Below are 14,980 nucleotides of genomic sequence, written 5' to 3' on the forward strand. Positions count from 1 at the left end.
GCCGCGGCCGGGTGCGGCGGGCTCAGTTGACGTCGGCGGTCGCCAGTGTCCTGCGGACGTCGGTGAAGCCGGGGTGCGCGGCCACGAGGCGGCCCTTGCGGACGACCTGGAGCGTCACGTCGGTGTTGACGAGGCGGGTCAGGCCGATACCGGCGAGGCTGTTCTCGTACTCCCAGTTGAGGGTCGGCGTGAGGCTGCCGGTGTCGACCTTCAGACCGCCGTTGAGTGCCTTGCGGATGGCGGTGCCGGTGACCTCGCCGTCGCCGAGCGACTCGAGGACGGCCCTGAGGACGGTGTAGGCGATCCAGGTGGTCTGCACTCCGGCGTCCGCGGGGTCGATGCGGTTGTCGCCGAAGGCCTCCTTCCCGATCACCTTCTTCATGGCGTTCCAGCGCCGGTCGGTCGCGGGCGGGTACCAGCTGGTGATGTACGACCCCTCGTACGGCCCCGACAGGCCCCCGGAGGCGTCGATCACCGTCTGGTCGACGCTGCCGAGCACGGTGGCCGTGCGGACGGCCGGGTAGTCCTCGCGGGAGCGCCGGAAGGAGTCCATGAAGGTGCCGGTGTGGTCGCCGAGGGCGGGCACCACACAGCCCTTCTTCGCGGGGTCGGTGGTGGTGTGGTCGAGGGCGCGTTCGGACGGGGCGGAGTACTCGGTGGCGTCCTCGTCGGCCAGCTGGTCCGCGGCGGCGGGGTGGCCGCCCGCCTTGAGGCCGGAGTCGATCATGACGTGCAGCTCGTCGCCCGCTATGGAGTCGGGCCGGACCAGGGCGACGGGCCCGCAGGCGCCGGCGAGTTCCTTGCCGAGCCCGGCCAGCAGGGTCGACTGACCGCCGTTGACGGGGAAGGAGAGCGGGCTCTCGAACTCGGAGTTGGTGATGCCGTAGCCGCCGATGTAGGGGATGTCGGCGCTCTCCAGGGTCGGGAAGAACGCGTCTCCGTGCTGGCTGTAGGAGCCGACGACCGCGACGACGCCCTCGTCCGCCGCGCGCTGGGCGCACTTGGCGGCGGTGACGGTGTCGTTCCGGTCGTTGCAGACCAGGATGGCGAGCTTGTGGCCGTTGATGCCGCCCCGGGAGTTGATCCAGCGGGCGTAGGCCTGGGCGAGGGCGGGCATGCCGGGCTTGTTGGTCGCGTTGGTGTCCATCGGGGCCCAGGTCATGATCTTGATCGGTTCGTCCCCGGTGCCCCCCGTGACACCGGGGACGACCCCGCAACCGGCGACGAGTGACGCACACGCCGCCAGGGCCCCCGCCGCGAGGGCGGTCGCTCTGACGGGCCGTGTGAACGTGGGGAGGAAGGTGCTGCGGATGCGTCGCCTGCCGGTCATGGGCACACACGCTTCCGCCACATCGCCAACCTGGGAGTGACGCACGGTCAACGGTTGGTGACGTGCAGGTGAATTGCGGGGGCCGGTGAGGCGCGTGGGAGCGGGAACGTACGATCGGTGACCGTGCAAGGTTCGGAGAACTCTTCCCGTCGCGGCCGTCGCTCATCCACCATGGGCGCTATGCCACTGAACGACATGCCGTGGTGGCGCTGGCGCAGCAATGTGCGCTCCGCGCTGCACATGCTCTCCGACCCCGGGTTCCAGCGCGACGTCTGGCTGGCCGGCGTCGAGGGATACGGGGACGTCACCGACGCCGTGTACCGCCTCGTCGAGGACACCTGGCTGGACAACTGGTCCGCCGAGAAATACGTCGGCACGATCTTCCGGGACTCCCAGGAGGCGGCCCTCGTCGACACCGCCGTCCTGCGCGTGCTGCGGATCATGCACCAGGCCGGTCCGGACGCCCACGTCTCCGTGTACATGCAGAACCCGGGCTGGCCGGACGCGGTGCGGGCGGCACGGGACGCGCATGTACGGATGGCGACGGCCGACGGCGAGGACCCGGACGCCCCGCCGCGCTCGCTCCACGTGCTGCACATCATGACCCGGTCCGCGTGACGGACTAGGTCACTGCGTTCCCGGTGGATATGCGACCCTGTCCTGCATGAACGAGCAGTCCACCCGAGCGGCGGCCCCGGCCGAGCAGTACGTCCTCACCCTGTCCTGCCCCGACAAGCAGGGCATCGTGCACGCCGTGTCGAGCTACCTCTTCATGACCGGTTGCAACATCGAGGACAGCCAGCAGTTCGGTGACCACGACACGGGTCTGTTCTTCATGCGCGTCCACTTCTCGGCCGAGGCGCCGGTGACCGTGGACAAGCTGCGGGCCAGCTTCGCGGCGATCGGTGACTCCTTCCACATGGACTGGCAGATCAACCGGGCCGAGGACAAGATGCGGGTCGTGCTGATGGTCAGCAAGTTCGGGCACTGCCTGAACGACCTGCTGTTCCGCGCCCGGATCGGCGCGCTGCCCGTGGAGATCGCCGCCGTGGTGTCCAACCACACCGACTTCGCCGAGCTCGTGGGGTCGTACGACATCCCCTTCCACCACATTCCGGTGACGAGGGAGAACAAGGCCGAGGCCGAGGCGGAGCTGCTCCAGCTGGTGCGCGAGCGGGACGTCGAGCTGGTCGTGCTCGCCCGGTACATGCAGGTGCTCTCCGACGACCTGTGCAAGCAGCTCAGCGGGCGGATCATCAACATCCACCACTCGTTCCTGCCGAGCTTCAAGGGCGCCAAGCCCTACCACCAGGCGCATGCCCGGGGCGTGAAGCTCATCGGCGCCACCGCGCACTACGTGACCGCCGACCTCGACGAGGGGCCGATCATCGAGCAGGAGGTCGAGCGGGTCGGTCACGACGTCACGCCGGACCAGCTGGTCGCGATCGGGCGGGACGTGGAGTGCCAGGCGCTGGCGCGTGCGGTGAAGTGGCACGCGGAGCGGCGGATCCTGCTGAACGGGCGGCGGACGGTCGTCTTCGCGTAGCTCGCATACGGGCACAAGGGCGGCCTGCCTCGACGTGATGTCGAGGCAGGCCGCCCTTTCCGATGGGGTCGTTACTTCGGGTCCTGGTCGAACCTCGCGGTCGACCAGCGGTAGCCGAGCACCGCGAGCCCCAGGCACCAGGCGAGGGCGAGCCAGCCGTTGTGGCCGATCTCGGTGCCGAGGAGGAGGCCGCGGAGGGTCTCGATGGCGGGGGTGAAGGGCTGGTACTCGGCGATGGGCTGGAACCAGCCCGGCATCGCGTCGACCGGCACGAAGGTGCTGGAGATCAGGGGCAGGAAGATCAGTGGCATGGCGTTGTTGGAGGCGGCTTCGGCGTTGGGGCTGACGAGCCCCATGCCGACGGCGATCCAGGTCAGCGCCAGGGCGAACAGGGTGAGGAGTCCGAAGGCGGCGAGCCATTCCAGGACGGTGGCGTCGGTGGAGCGGAAGCCGATGGCGACACCGACCGCGCCGACGAGGACCACACTGATGATCGACTGAAGGACGCTGCCGATGACGTGTCCGACGAGGACCGAGCCGCGGTGGATGGCCATGGTGCGGAAGCGGGCGATGATGCCCTCGGTCATGTCGTTGGAGACGGAGACCGCCGTGCCGATCGTGGTGGACCCGATGGTCATCAGCAGCAGACCGGGCACGAGATAGGCGACGTAGGCGGAGCGGTCCGCGCCGCCGCCGATGCCGGCGCTCATGGTGTCGCCGAAGACGTAGACGAACAGCAGCAACAGCATGATCGGTGTGAGCAGCAGGTTCAGGGTGAGCGACGGATAGCGCCGGGCGTGCAGGAGGTTGCGGCGCAGCATGGTGGAGCTGTCGCGTACGGCGAGGGCGAAGGTGCTCATCGGACCGTCTCCTTGGGGTGGTTGGCGTCGTCGGTGAGGGCGAAGAAGACGTCGTCGAGGTCGGGGGTGTGGACGGTCAGTTCGTCGGCCTCGATGCCTGCGGTGTCCAACTGGTCGAGCAGGGCGCGGAGTTGGCGCTGGCTGCCGTCGCTGGGGATGCGCAGGGTGAGGGCTTCGTCGTTCTGGGTGGTGTCGGTCAGGGTGGAGGCGGCGGTGCGGTAGGCGGTGGGGTCGGTGAAGCGGAGTTGGATGTGTCCGCCGGGGATGAGGCGTTTGAGTTCGTCGGCGGTGCCTTGGGCGGCGATCTTGCCGTTGTTCAGGACGGCGATGCGGTCGGCGAGTTCGTCGGCTTCTTCGAGGTATTGGGTGGTGAGGAAGACGGTGACGCCGTGGGTGACGAGTTCGCGGATGATCTGCCACATGGTGTGGCGGGAGCGGGGGTCGAGGCCGGTGGTGGGTTCGTCGAGGAAGATGATGCGGGGGCTGCCCACCAACGTCATGGCGATGTCGAGGCGGCGTTTCATGCCGCCGGAGTAGGTGGAGGCGGGCTTCTTCGCGGCGTCGGTGAGGTCGAAGCGTTCGAGTAGTTCGGCGGTGATCCGGCGGCCTTCTGTTTTGGGGAGGTGGTGGAGGTCGGCCATGAGGAGCATGTTCTCCTCGCCGGTGATCAGGCCGTCGACGGCGGAGAACTGGCCGGTGACGCCGATGCTGGCGCGCACTGCCTGGGGTGTGGTGGTGAGGTCGTGGCCGGCGATGTGGGCGGTGCCGGCGTCGGGGGTGATGAGGGTGGAGAGGATTTTCACGGCGGTGGTCTTGCCGGCGCCGTTCGGGCCGAGCAGGGCGAAGATCGTGCCCTCCGGGACGGCTATGTCGACGCCGTCGAGGACGGTCTTGTCGCCGTAGGACTTGCGCAGCTGGTGTGCCGCGATGGCCAGGCCGGTCATGAGGGGCTCCTTCAGAGGCTGCGGGCGGCGATGTCGCCGTAGGACGTGGTGGCGTGGATGTCGAGCGCGGGGGTGCCGTCGTTCCGGAGGGTGTTGGTGACCCGGCCGTAGGAGGTGCCGGCGTCGAGGGTGGCCGAGGTGCCGCGAGCGGCGCCGACGGTGATGTCTCCGTGCTCGGTGCGCAGGGTGAGGGTGCCGCGGGTGGCCTCGGTGACGGTCAGGTCGCCCTTCTGGGTGCGCAGGTCGGCCGGGCCGGTCAGGCGGCCGAGGGTGATGTCGCCGGCCTGGAGGGTGAGGCGGGCGCCGGAGGTCTCGTCGAGCTTGACCGTGCCGTGGGCGCTGCCGAGGGTGACCTCGCCGAGGCGGCCGACCCCGCGCAGTTCGGCGCTGGCCGTCCGCGCCTCGACATGGGAGCCGACCGGCAGCTGGACGGTGACCTCGATCGACCCGGAGGGGCCGAGGAGCTGGTTCCTCGTCGGGCTGTTGATCCGCAGGACCCCGTCGGCGCAGGCGACCTCGGTCTGTTTCGCCGCCCTGACGTCCCGGCTCTTGGCGGGGTTCGCCGGCCGGATCTCGACGGTCGTGTCGGTGCGGTGGGCGGCGATGAAGCGGAGGTGTCCGGCGGGGACGTCCAGGACGACGGTGACGGGGGCGGGGGTGGCGAACTTCTGCATCGTGCTGCTCCTTCGGGTTCTGTTTCCGACGAAGGAAAAGCTACGTTGCGTTCATGAAATCAGCAACGGACTCGTTGCGTGAAAGGTGCGTTATTGCAGGTGGAGGCAGGTAAATCATTGCAACGGTTGAGAAAGTAACGCAACAGGCTGCGCCTGCGTTCATTGCAATGGAGTGAGAGTGAACGCTACATGCGGCTCAGAGACGCCGCCGCGAACAGCACGTCCCTGATCGCCTCGCGGTCGCCCACCTGGCCCGCCGCCGCTTCCTCCGGCGACACATGGCCCGCGGCCAGCTGGCAGAACTCCACGCCGTCCAGCGCCACATGGGCCACCTCGTGCGCCGCGGAGCCCACCGCGGCCGGGGAGTCCAGCGGGATCAGCCACTCGCCGCCGCCCCGCCCCTCGATCTCCAGCCGCAGACTGCGCCCCGGCGCGCCCGCCGGCACCAGATGCCGGCCCGCGCCACGCGACGCCAGTCCGTCCCGCCGCCGTACCGCCAGTGCGGTGGGGAGCATGCGGGCCGCGAGGTCGATCATGCGGTTGAGATGGCGGGGGGACGGGGGTTCGTACGGGTAGTCGACGGCCTCGGCGATGTCCTCCGCGTGCACCCAGCACTCGAAGGCGCGGTCCAGCATCGCGTCGTGCAGCGGGAGATCGAAGTCGCCGTAGGGGACGGACAGCTTTCCGGCGCCGCCGCCCGTGAACGACACCGTGCGCACCAGGTCGTGGCTCTGCTCGCGCCACGGGGCGCGGACGGAGCGGGTGGGCGGGAAGTGCGAGCCGCGCCAGTACGCCTCGGTGCGGGCCGCCGGGGTGGGCGTCTGCGCGGTGACGTCACCCAGCGGATCGTCGAGACCGAGGGCCAGCGCCACCAGGCCGTCGACGGTGAGCAGATGCGCGATCACACCGGCGACGGTCGTACGACGGCTCGTCGCCTTGTCGGCCTCGAACCAGCGCAGCCGCACGGGCGCGTGCCACTCCGCGTCGCCCATGTCGCGGAGCAGGGCGTCGAGGCGGGCGGTCTCGGCGTCGTACGGCGCCGCCCACTCGGGCACGGGGATGCGCGGCGGGCGGCGGTCCAGGCAGCCCTCCAGGACGCGGGTGCGCAGGCCCGGGTCGAGGTCGAGGCTCTCGGGCGGGTGGAGCAGGCCGACCGCCTCGCGCAGTCGCAGCGCCTCGTCCGCGCACGCGCCGCACGCACCCAGGTGGTCCTCCACGGCGGCCGTCTCCTGCGCCGAGCAGGCGGCCAGCGCCCAGGCTCCGAGGAGCGACTTCAGGACCGGGTGCTCCAGGACGAGCGGCGGCGGCTCCGGCAGCTCGTCCAGCGGGGGCAGCGGCTGTCCCGTGTCCTCGACGGAGGCACGGGGGAGCGGTATACGGGGTGGCTGGTCGGGGTGGGAGGGGGCGGTGCCGTCGGTGGGGCCGCCGGGCGTGCCGGGGCCGCCGGGGCCGTCGGCGGGGCCCTGATCGCCTCCCTCGGGAGCGCTGCCGTACACCTCGTGGCCCTCGTGTTTCCGTTCCGGCTGTCCTGTCCGCTCCTGCTCCTCCTTGCCCTGCTCGCCCTCCTGGCCCCGCGGGCCCTCTTGGTGTTCGTGTCCGTCGTACGCCTCGGAGCTGTTCGTCTCGTTCACGCCGCGCCCCCGTATCCCGGAGGGGCTCCGGGTGCTCCGGCGTCATGGGCGGTGGAGAGGAGTTGCAGGCCCAGGCGGAGGCGGCGGCGGGCCTCGTCCTCGGTGACGCCGAGGTCGGCGGCGGTCTGGCGGTAGTCGCGGCGCTGGAAGTAGGCCAGCTCCAGGGCGGCGCGCAGCGGGGCCGGCATGGACGTGACGATGTAGTCGGCGCGGGCGGCGACGGAGGCGTGACGGACCTTGCGCTCCAGTTCCTCGGTGGAGCCGAGGCCGCCCTGGGCGAGCGCGGCGGTCTCGGTGGCGCGCAGGCGCTGCACGGCGAGGCGGTGGGTCAGGCCGGCCACCCAGGTGCGCAGCGGGCCCTGCTTGGGGTCGTAGGTCTCGGGGTGTTCCCAGACATGGGCGAAGACCTCGCGGGTGATGCCGTCGGCGGCGCGCTCGTCGCCGAGGACGCGGTGGGCGAGGCCGTGCACGAGGGAGGCGAAGCGGTCGTAGAGCTCGCCGAGGGCGGCCGCCTCACCGCGTGCGAGCCGCTGCTGCATCTTGCGGTCCCAGCGGGGCGGTGCGTCCTTCTTCGCCATGCGGCCCCCTCACCCTGTTCGCCTGTCCGTCCTGCCGGGCGTGGCGCCCGTCAAGCCTGAACCCACCGTCTCCTCGAATGTAGTCGGCACGTCTGACAGCGCACGCCCCTTTGTCGCAATGCGCGCCCCCAGGGAGCGGAGGGTGATAGTGGATGTTCGCCTACCCCACCGTTTCGTGCGCATCCTCGATCGAACAGGATCGAAGGCGACTAAAACAAGCCTCTTCTGATCGGTTTCCGTTTCCTGGGCCTGGTTTCAGGGCACCGCCGGTGGGCAGCCGCGCTGCAAGGAAGCGTAGGAATCGCTTCCGTTTCCGGCGAGCGAAGGGCGTGGTGGTGGCGTTCAACGTGACCGGCGACGAGCACGGGGACTGGGCCGTGCTGCGGGTGTCGGGCGAGCTGGATCTGGTGACGTCGCCGGTGCTGCGTCAGCGGGTGCACGACGCGGTGGCCGAGGGCCGCCACAGTCTCGTCCTCGACCTCTCGGAGGTCTTCTTCTGCGACTCCAGCGGCGTCGGCGTGCTCATCGCCTCCCGCCGTCTGATCCGCTCCTGCCAGGGCAGCCTGCGCCTGATCCTGCCCGCCCAGGGGGCGCCGGAGGGCTCCCACGTCAACCGGGTGCTGGGCGCGCTCGGAGTACGGCGCCTCTTCGACGTCCACGTGGACGTGGACTCGGCGACGGAGGACGAGGCGGGCCCGCTGTCGGCGTGAGGGCTCCCCCGGGTGAGCGTCGCCGGTGTGCCACACCGTTGTCCCGAATTTCCCCCGGTCTTGGCACAACCGTCGCTTTCCCGCGCCCGGACCCGGTCCCGCGTCGTACGCTCCGAGCGAGATGCACCAGATGCACCCCCACGTGATGTAAGGCGGCTGGAAGAGACATGGTCAGCAGCGAGTACGAGCGCAGGATCGCCGCCCGGTTCGCCACTTTCGACCAGGACGGCAACGGCTACATCGACCGGGAGGACTTCAGCGCGGCGGCCAAGGCGCTGCTCGCGGAGTTCGGGACGGCGGCCCGGTCGGACAAGGGGCAGGCCCTGTACGGCGGCGCGGAGGCGTTCTGGCAGGGCATGGCGGGGATCGCGGACCGGGACGGCGATCAGCGCATCACCCGGGACGAGTTCGTGAACGGTGCCGTCAAGCGGCTGCGGGACAACCCCGACCGGTTCGCCGAGATCGCCCGCCCGTTCCTGCACGCGGCCCTCGCCGTGGCCGACCGGGACGGCGACGGCACGGCCACCGTCGAGGACACCGCGCGGGTGCTCAGGGCGCTCGGCGCGGCGGAGGGCATCGCCCTGGCCGCCGCGAGCGCCCTCGACGCCGACGGTGACGGGAAGATCGCCGAGGCCGAGATCGTGCCCGCCTTCGCCCGCTACTTCACCGTGCCGGAATAGCGTTCGCGCAGCTTGTACTTGAGCACCTTCCGCAGCGTCTCGTTGCGCGGAAGGGCGTCCACCACCTCCAGTTGCTCCGGCAGCTTGTGGACCGACAGCCCTTCCGCGCGGAGGTAGGAGACGAGGTCGGGCAGGGTCAACTCCGGTACCTCGGGCGCCGGTTCGATCACCGCGCACACCCGCTCGCCCCGCTCCTCGTCCGGCAGCCCCACCACCGCCACGTCCTCCACCGCCGGGTGCGCGGCCAGCAGGTCCTCTATCTCCTTCGCCGAGATGTTCTCGCCCTTGCGGATGATCACGTCCTTCGCGCGGCCGGTGAGGACGAGATGCCCGGAGTCCTTGAGGAACCCCAGGTCGCCGGTGCGCAGGAAGCCCTCCTCGTCGAAGGCCTCCGCCGTCTGCGCCGGGTTCAGATAGCCCTGGCAGACCGCCTCGCCGCGCAGCCGCACCTCGCCGTCCACGATCCGTATCTCCATGCCCGCCGGCGGGCGGCCCTCCGTCGTCGCGAGGTTCTCCGTGGTGTCGTCCGGCGCGCCCATCGTGATCATCGGCACCTCGGTCATGCCGTACCCGTGGGTGAGCTGGACGCCCATCTCGCGCACGACCGCGTGATAGACCTCCGGCGGCTTCGGTGCCCCGCCGCCCGCGAGCAGCCGCAGGGTGGGGATGACGGGCGTGCCCGGCTGCTTGCGCTGCTCGGCCAGGAACATCGAGTAGAACGCCGTCGACCCGCCCGCCACCGTCACCCCGTGCCTGCGGTACCCCTCCAGCGCGTCCGGCAGCGCGAACTGCTCGAACATCACCGCCGGGAAGCCGTACAGCAGCAGCATCACCGTGTAGTCGGGACCCGCGATATGGGCGTACGGGAAGGCCATCGAGCCCACGTCGGCGGCGGACAGGCGCAGTGCGTGGGCGAGGCAGGAGCCGCCGGCCATCAGTGAACGGTCCGTGTGCAGAACGCCCTTGGGGTCGGAGGTCGTGCCCGAGGTCCAGTAGATCCAGCGCACCGAGGTGCCCTCGGCGGGAGGAGCGGGGAGGGTGGCCGGGTCGCCGTCGGGGAGGGTGTCGTACGCCTCGAAGACGCCCTTGGCGCCCAGCCGCCGGGCCATCGCCGGGTAGTCGAAGCCGCGCCACCGGCCGGGTACGGCGAAGTACTCGGCGCGGGACTCGCGGAGCGCGAAGCCGACCTCGCGGTCCCGGTAGAAGGGGATGACCGGGGACTGGACGGCACCCAGGCGAGCCAGGGCGAAGGAGAGCAGGGCCGTCTCGATCCGGGTGGGGAGCTGCCAGGCGACGACCGTGCCGGGGCGTACGCCCATGTCGTACAGGCCGGCCGCCACCCGCTCGGCACGCGCGCGTAGCTCGCCGAAGGTCAGGGCCCGGTCGTCCTGGAGGAGGACCGGGCGGTCGGGCGTGAGGTCGGCGCGGCGGACGACCAGGTCCCAGAGGGTGCGGGCGGAACTCAGGGAGTGCGGGGTCTCGTTCACGTGTGCCCCCTGCTTGGCTGACGACTCGTCAGGTGCCATGCTATCTGACGATCCATCAGATAAGACCAGTGCACGTGCCTGTCCAGGCGAACACCGTCCGGCGGAGGGGATCATGCCGACCGAACTGCCCCGCATCATCAGCGTCGACGACCATGTGATCGAGCCCGCACACCTCTTCGAGACCTGGCTGCCCGCCAAGTACCGCGACCGCGGCCCGCAGGCCCTCACCGCCGGGATCGGCGAACTCGCCTACGTGGCGGGCAAGTACCAGATCACGATGGACCCGGACGGGCCGCCCACCGACTGGTGGATCTACGAGGACCTGAAGTTCCCGTACAAACGCAACATCGCCGCCGTCGGCTTCGACCGGGACGAGATGACCCTGGAGGGCATCACCCGCGAGGAGATGCGGCGCGGCTGCTGGGACCCCAAGGCACGCCTCGCCGACATGGACCTCAACCATGTCGAGGCCAGCCTCTGCTTCCCGTCCTTCCCGCGGTTCTGCGGGCAGACCTTCGCCGAGGCGCACGACAAGGAGGTCGCGCTGGCCTGTGTGCGCGCCTACAACGACTGGATGGTGGAGGAGTGGTGCGGCGGGAGCGGCGGGCGGCTCATCCCGCTGTGCCTGATCCCGCTGTGGGACATCGAGCTGGCGGTCGCCGAGATCCGGCGCAACGCCGCGCGCGGCGTCAGGGCCGTGACCTTCTCCGAGATCCCGACCTACCTCGGGCTGCCGTCCATCCACTCCGGCTACTGGGACCCGTTCTTCGCGGTCTGCCAGGAGACCGGCACGGTCGTCAACATGCACATCGGCAGCAGCTCGCAGATGCCGGCCGCCTCACCCGACGCACCCCCCGCCGTCCAGGCCTCCCTCAGCTTCAACAACGCCATGGCCTCGATGATGGACTTCCTGTTCAGCGGCGTCCTGGTGAAGTTCCCGACGCTCAAACTGGCGTACAGCGAGGGCCAGATGGGCTGGATCCCGTACGCCCTCGAACGCGCCGACGACGTCTGGGAGGAGCACCGCGCGTGGGGCGGGGTCCGCGACACGATCCCCGAGCCGCCCTCCACGTACTACTACCGGCAGATGTACTGCTGCTTCTTCCGCGACAAGCACGGCGTCGCGTCCCTGGACGTCGTCGGCCGCGACAACGCCACCTTCGAGACCGACTACCCGCACGTCGACTCGACCTTCCCGCACACCAAGGAGGTCGCCCTCGACCATGTGAAGGGCCTCGACGACGAGACCGTCTACAAGCTGATGCGCGGCAACGCCATCCGCATGCTCGGCCTGGACCTCGACAAGTAATGGACCTGTCGTACACCCAGGAAGAGGAGGAGTTCCGGGCGCAGTTGCGGCGGTGGCTGGGGGATGTGCTGCCCTCGCTTCCGCCCAGGCCGTCCCCGGCCGACTGGCCGGGCCGCCGCGCCTACGACATGGGCTGGCAGCGCAGGCTGTACGACGCCGGGTACGCGGACGTGCACTGGGACGCCTCGCCGACCCTGCGGCTGATCTTCCTGGAGGAGACCGAGAAGGCCGGGGCGCCCTATGTGGGCGCCGGGTTCGTCGGGCTGCTGCACGCCGGGCCGACCATAGCCGCCGAGGGCACGGACGAGCAGCGGGCCCGCTGGCTGCCGCCGATCCTGCGCGGGGACGAGGTGTGGTGCCAGGGGTTCAGTGAGCCCGACGCCGGCTCCGACCTCGCGGCGCTGCGCACGCGCGCGTGGCGGGACGGCGACGACTACGTGGTGAACGGCTCCAAGATCTGGACCTCGCACGCCGAAGTCGCCGACTGGTGCGAGCTGTTGGTGCGCACCGATCCCGCGGCGCCCAAGCACCGGGGGATCAGCTGGCTCGCGATGCCGATGGACGCCCCGGGGATCACCGTACGGCCGCTCAGGACCCTCGCCGGGTCCGCCGAGTTCGCCGAGGTCTTCCTCGACGAGGTGCGGGTGCCGGTCGGCAACCGGGTCGGGGCCGAGAACGACGGCTGGCGCGTGACCATGGTGACGCTGTCCTTCGAACGCGGCACGGCCTTCGTGGGCGAGGTCGTCGCCTGTCGGCGTGTGCTGCGCGAACTCGCCGCGGCGGCACGGAAGAACGGGCGCTGGGACGATCCGGTGCTCAGGCGGCGGCTGGGGGCCCTCAACGCCGAGTTCCGGGCGTTGTGGCGGCTCACCCAGTGGAATGTGAGCGAGGCGGAGGCGCGGGGCGGGGTGCCGGGGGTCGGGGGGTCGGTGTTCAAGCTGCGGTACTCGCAGGTGCGGCAGGACTTGTACGACGTGGCGGCGGAGGTGCTGGGGGAGGGGGCGCTGGACTTGGGGGCGCCCTGGGTGGTGGACCGGTTGTCGTCGTTGTCGTACACCATCGCGGCCGGGACCTCGCAGATTCAGCGGAACATCGTGGCCGAGCGGATTCTTGGGCTGCCTAAGGGGAGGTGAGGTTTTGCGGTTTCAACTGACGGATGAGCAAAGGGCATTGCGCGAGGCCGTGCGAGCCGCGGTTGGCCGTCAGGCGTCTGCGGGTGTGTGGGGGCTGGTCGCGCAGTTCCCCGCGCCCCTTCACGGCACTGCACAGACCGGCGATTTCCAGGTTCGCCTTGATCGGGTCCTGTGGCGGGCTCTTGGGGACCTCGGGTTCTTCTCCTTGCGGCTGTCCGAAGCCGACGGAGGGGCCGGATTGGGACTTTCTGACGCCGTGTTGGCCTTTGAGGAGGCCGGGCGGGCGCTCGTGCCCGGGCCGCTTGTCGCCACTCATCTTGCCGCCGGGGTGGTGCCCGGTGCGGATACCGGGGAGGTGGTGGTGGCCGCCGCGGACGGGCGGCTCGTGGAGTGGATGGACGAGGCCGATGTCGTGCTGCCGGGGGCCGAGGGGGCGGTGCCGTTGCGGTCCGTGGATCCGCTGACTCCGCTGCACCGGGTGCCCGCTCCGGCGCCCACCGATCCCGTGGCCGTCCTGCTCACCGCCGCCGAACAGCTCGGGACCGCCACGCGCGCGTGCGAGCTGGCGGTGCAACACGCCCGGACGCGCGAGCAGTTCGGGCATCCGATCGGGGCGTTCCAGGCCGTCAAGCATCTCTGCGCGGAGCTGCTGGTGCGGGTGGAGGTGGCCCGCGTGGCGGTGTACGCGGCGGCCGTGACCGAGGACCCGGCCGACATCGCCGCGGCCCGGCTGCTCGCCGACGAGGCCGCCGTGCGCGGCGCCCGCGACTGCCTCCAGGTGCACGGCGGCATGGGCTTCACCTGGGAGTCCGAGGTGCATCTGCTGCTGAAACGGGCGTGGGTGCGGGCTCAGCGTGGCGGTGGCCGTACGGAGAGTGAGGAGTTGCTCGCGGCCGAGCTGACGGCCTGATAGGGCCTGGCCTGCGGAGCGACTGAGGCCTGTCCCGGAAATGTCGCGGAGTGTGGCATACCGGAATTACGGAGCGTTGATATCGGGTTGTGTCCTATGCGTGACCCGTCACGGCCTGGAGTCGGTGTCCCACTCCGGTACCTTCTGTGGGATGCGAGTGGTTCCGAGCACGAGCCGTGCCGGTGTTGCCTCCGAGGCGGCTCCGGATGCGGCGGTGCGCGCCGCTTCTCGCCGGGTGGGAGGGCCGTCGGCCCCCGCCTGTTCGACTCCCCGCAGCGAGCGTCGCACAGTATGGCGCACGGGTACTCCTTCGCGCTGGAATATGCCCGAAGCGCTTGTTGGGGTGACTGTACGTCAACCATGCTGTCTCGTAAGGGACTCACGTTCTGTGACCCCGGCTTTGGCCATTGTTCTGGCCATGCAAAAAATGGCTACGATCGTGGCCCTCGTGAGGCGCGAGGCTATGTGTCTGCCGGTTCGGATGGTGTGAGCGGTGCAGGTGCTTCAAGTGCAGCTGGAGATCCGGCCCGACCCCACTGAGGTGGGACGAGCACGCAGGTGGGCCCGGTCGCGGCTCGCCGGGTCCGGCATAGGGGCCGACGAGCCGCTCGCCGAGACCCTGATCCTGCTCGTGTCCGAGCTGGTCACCAACGCCGTGGTGCACACGGGCTGTCCGGCCGTGCTGCGCCTTTCGTTGCCGGGTTCCGCGAGCGAGGAGGCCACCGTCCGTCTGGAGGTGGCCGACACCAGCAGCTGTGCGCCGGTGCCGCGTTGCGCCGACGGCGACGCGACGGGCGGCCGGGGCCTCGCCCTGGTCGACGGCCTCGCCGACCGCTGGGGCTGGAGCCCCGAGGGCGCCGGCAAGCGCATCTGGTGCGAACTCGACCGATGTACCCAGGATCGCCGGGAGCCCACGCCCGCCTTCGGTAGCGGCACTTCGGCGTTCGAGGGCTACGAGGGCCTGGCGTACGAAGCGGTGTAGGGGCCGCGCGATCGGTGCACGGCCGCACAGTGGCCGGGTCGTCTCCGCCGGACGAGGGGCGGTGCGCCGTGACGTGCTTCCGTGCGCGCCTGTCACAAAGGGGACGTAAGTAATAAAAACCTTGACCGGCTGTTGACCCCGCGTGTCCGTTTGTTCACGCTTGTGGTCAGCGATTCGCCGCGAGGGGACGGCGAGGGTTTCGGTGA

The 14,980-nt window shown here is 70.4% G+C and carries 15 protein-coding genes; 8 read left to right on the forward strand and 7 right to left on the reverse strand.

Going from position 1 to position 14,980, the window contains the following annotated elements:
• Positions 1-22: 22 nt before the first annotated feature.
• Positions 23-1,330 (reverse strand): ABC transporter substrate-binding protein, encoded by a 1,308-nt coding sequence (locus OG885_RS25735; RefSeq protein WP_405735462.1) that lies wholly within the window; start codon positions 1,328-1,330, stop codon positions 23-25.
• 117 nt (positions 1,331-1,447) lie between these two features.
• Between OG885_RS25735 and OG885_RS25740 the strand changes: the two genes are divergently transcribed.
• On the forward strand, positions 1,448-1,948 hold the full coding sequence (locus OG885_RS25740; RefSeq protein ID WP_405735465.1) for a hypothetical protein: 501 nt from the start codon (positions 1,448-1,450) through the stop codon (positions 1,946-1,948).
• Positions 1,949-1,994: 46 nt separating this feature from the next.
• The gene (gene purU / locus OG885_RS25745; protein ID WP_329337902.1) at positions 1,995-2,876 is read left to right on the forward strand and encodes a formyltetrahydrofolate deformylase; all 882 of its coding nucleotides are present in this window, start codon (positions 1,995-1,997) and stop codon (positions 2,874-2,876) included.
• Between the two features lie 71 nt (positions 2,877-2,947).
• On the opposite strand, the gene OG885_RS25750 is transcribed toward purU, so the two are convergent.
• The 5 genes from OG885_RS25750 to OG885_RS25770 all read right to left on the reverse strand — a co-directional run bounded on the left by OG885_RS25750 (position 2,948) and on the right by OG885_RS25770 (position 7,563).
• Positions 2,948-3,736 carry an ABC transporter permease gene (locus tag OG885_RS25750; RefSeq protein WP_405735469.1) on the reverse strand — a complete coding sequence of 263 codons (789 nt, stop codon included), beginning with the start codon at positions 3,734-3,736 and terminating at the stop codon, positions 2,948-2,950.
• A complete protein-coding gene (locus OG885_RS25755; protein WP_405735472.1) occupies positions 3,733-4,680 on the reverse strand; it encodes an ATP-binding cassette domain-containing protein in 948 nt (315 codons plus the stop codon). The genes OG885_RS25750 and OG885_RS25755 overlap by 4 nt, the downstream gene beginning before the upstream one ends.
• An 11-nt stretch (positions 4,681-4,691) precedes the next feature.
• Complete coding sequence (locus OG885_RS25760) at positions 4,692-5,354, reverse strand: DUF4097 family beta strand repeat-containing protein (protein WP_405735475.1); 663 nt, start codon at positions 5,352-5,354, stop codon at positions 4,692-4,694.
• A 185-nt stretch (positions 5,355-5,539) separates the two neighbouring features.
• Positions 5,540-6,850, reverse strand: a complete 1,311-nt coding sequence (locus OG885_RS25765) for a maleylpyruvate isomerase N-terminal domain-containing protein (protein WP_405742869.1) — start codon at positions 6,848-6,850, stop codon at positions 5,540-5,542.
• A gap of 131 nt (positions 6,851-6,981) precedes the next feature.
• Positions 6,982-7,563 carry a sigma-70 family RNA polymerase sigma factor gene (locus OG885_RS25770; RefSeq protein ID WP_329337905.1) on the reverse strand — a complete coding sequence of 194 codons (582 nt, stop codon included), beginning with the start codon at positions 7,561-7,563 and terminating at the stop codon, positions 6,982-6,984.
• A 329-nt stretch (positions 7,564-7,892) separates the two neighbouring features.
• Here OG885_RS25770 and OG885_RS25775 point away from each other — a divergent pair, with 329 nt between their 5' ends.
• On the forward strand, positions 7,893-8,273 hold the full coding sequence (locus OG885_RS25775; RefSeq protein WP_405735479.1) for an STAS domain-containing protein: 381 nt from the start codon (positions 7,893-7,895) through the stop codon (positions 8,271-8,273).
• Between the two features lie 167 nt (positions 8,274-8,440).
• Complete coding sequence (locus tag OG885_RS25780; protein WP_405735482.1) at positions 8,441-8,953, forward strand: EF-hand domain-containing protein; 513 nt, start codon at positions 8,441-8,443, stop codon at positions 8,951-8,953.
• On the opposite strand, the gene OG885_RS25785 is transcribed toward OG885_RS25780, so the two are convergent.
• Entirely contained in the window at positions 8,932-10,440 is a 1,509-nt protein-coding gene (locus OG885_RS25785; protein ID WP_405735485.1) for a class I adenylate-forming enzyme family protein, read from the reverse strand. The two genes, OG885_RS25780 and OG885_RS25785, sit on opposite strands and share 22 nt — an antisense overlap.
• Positions 10,441-10,552: 112 nt before the next feature.
• Here OG885_RS25785 and OG885_RS25790 point away from each other — a divergent pair, with 112 nt between their 5' ends.
• From OG885_RS25790 to OG885_RS25805, 4 genes are all read left to right on the forward strand, one after another.
• Positions 10,553-11,749, forward strand: coding sequence for an amidohydrolase family protein (locus OG885_RS25790; protein ID WP_399960885.1), 1,197 nt, complete (start codon positions 10,553-10,555; stop codon positions 11,747-11,749).
• Positions 11,749-12,882, forward strand: coding sequence for an acyl-CoA dehydrogenase family protein (locus OG885_RS25795; protein WP_405735488.1), 1,134 nt, complete (start codon positions 11,749-11,751; stop codon positions 12,880-12,882). The genes OG885_RS25790 and OG885_RS25795 overlap by 1 nt, the downstream gene beginning before the upstream one ends.
• A gap of 4 nt (positions 12,883-12,886) precedes the next feature.
• Positions 12,887-13,792, forward strand: coding sequence for an acyl-CoA dehydrogenase family protein (locus tag OG885_RS25800; protein WP_405735490.1), 906 nt, complete (start codon positions 12,887-12,889; stop codon positions 13,790-13,792).
• Positions 13,793-14,300: 508 nt separating this feature from the next.
• A complete protein-coding gene (locus tag OG885_RS25805) occupies positions 14,301-14,774 on the forward strand; it encodes an ATP-binding protein (RefSeq protein ID WP_405742871.1) in 474 nt (157 codons plus the stop codon).
• Positions 14,775-14,980: the final 206 nt, after the last annotated feature.

Source organism: Streptomyces sp. NBC_00028 (assembly GCF_045041065.1).
Taxonomy (GTDB): domain Bacteria; phylum Actinomycetota; class Actinomycetes; order Streptomycetales; family Streptomycetaceae; genus Streptomyces.

Bases quoted from the DNA above. Each gene is read 5' to 3' on its own strand.
- OG885_RS25735 (WP_405735462.1), bottom strand. From the start codon at position 1,330: ATGACCGGCAGGCGACGCATCCGCAGCACCTTCCTCCCCACGTTCACA.
- purU (WP_329337902.1), top strand. From the start codon at position 1,995: ATGAACGAGCAGTCCACCCGAGCGGCGGCCCCGGCCGAGCAGTACGTC.
- OG885_RS25750 (WP_405735469.1), bottom strand. From the start codon at position 3,736: ATGAGCACCTTCGCCCTCGCCGTACGCGACAGCTCCACCATGCTGCGC.
- OG885_RS25755 (WP_405735472.1), bottom strand. From the start codon at position 4,680: ATGACCGGCCTGGCCATCGCGGCACACCAGCTGCGCAAGTCCTACGGC.
- OG885_RS25760 (WP_405735475.1), bottom strand. From the start codon at position 5,354: ATGCAGAAGTTCGCCACCCCCGCCCCCGTCACCGTCGTCCTGGACGTC.
- OG885_RS25770 (WP_329337905.1), bottom strand. From the start codon at position 7,563: ATGGCGAAGAAGGACGCACCGCCCCGCTGGGACCGCAAGATGCAGCAG.
- OG885_RS25780 (WP_405735482.1), top strand. From the start codon at position 8,441: ATGGTCAGCAGCGAGTACGAGCGCAGGATCGCCGCCCGGTTCGCCACT.
- OG885_RS25790 (WP_399960885.1), top strand. From the start codon at position 10,553: ATGCCGACCGAACTGCCCCGCATCATCAGCGTCGACGACCATGTGATC.
- OG885_RS25795 (WP_405735488.1), top strand. From the start codon at position 11,749: ATGGACCTGTCGTACACCCAGGAAGAGGAGGAGTTCCGGGCGCAGTTG.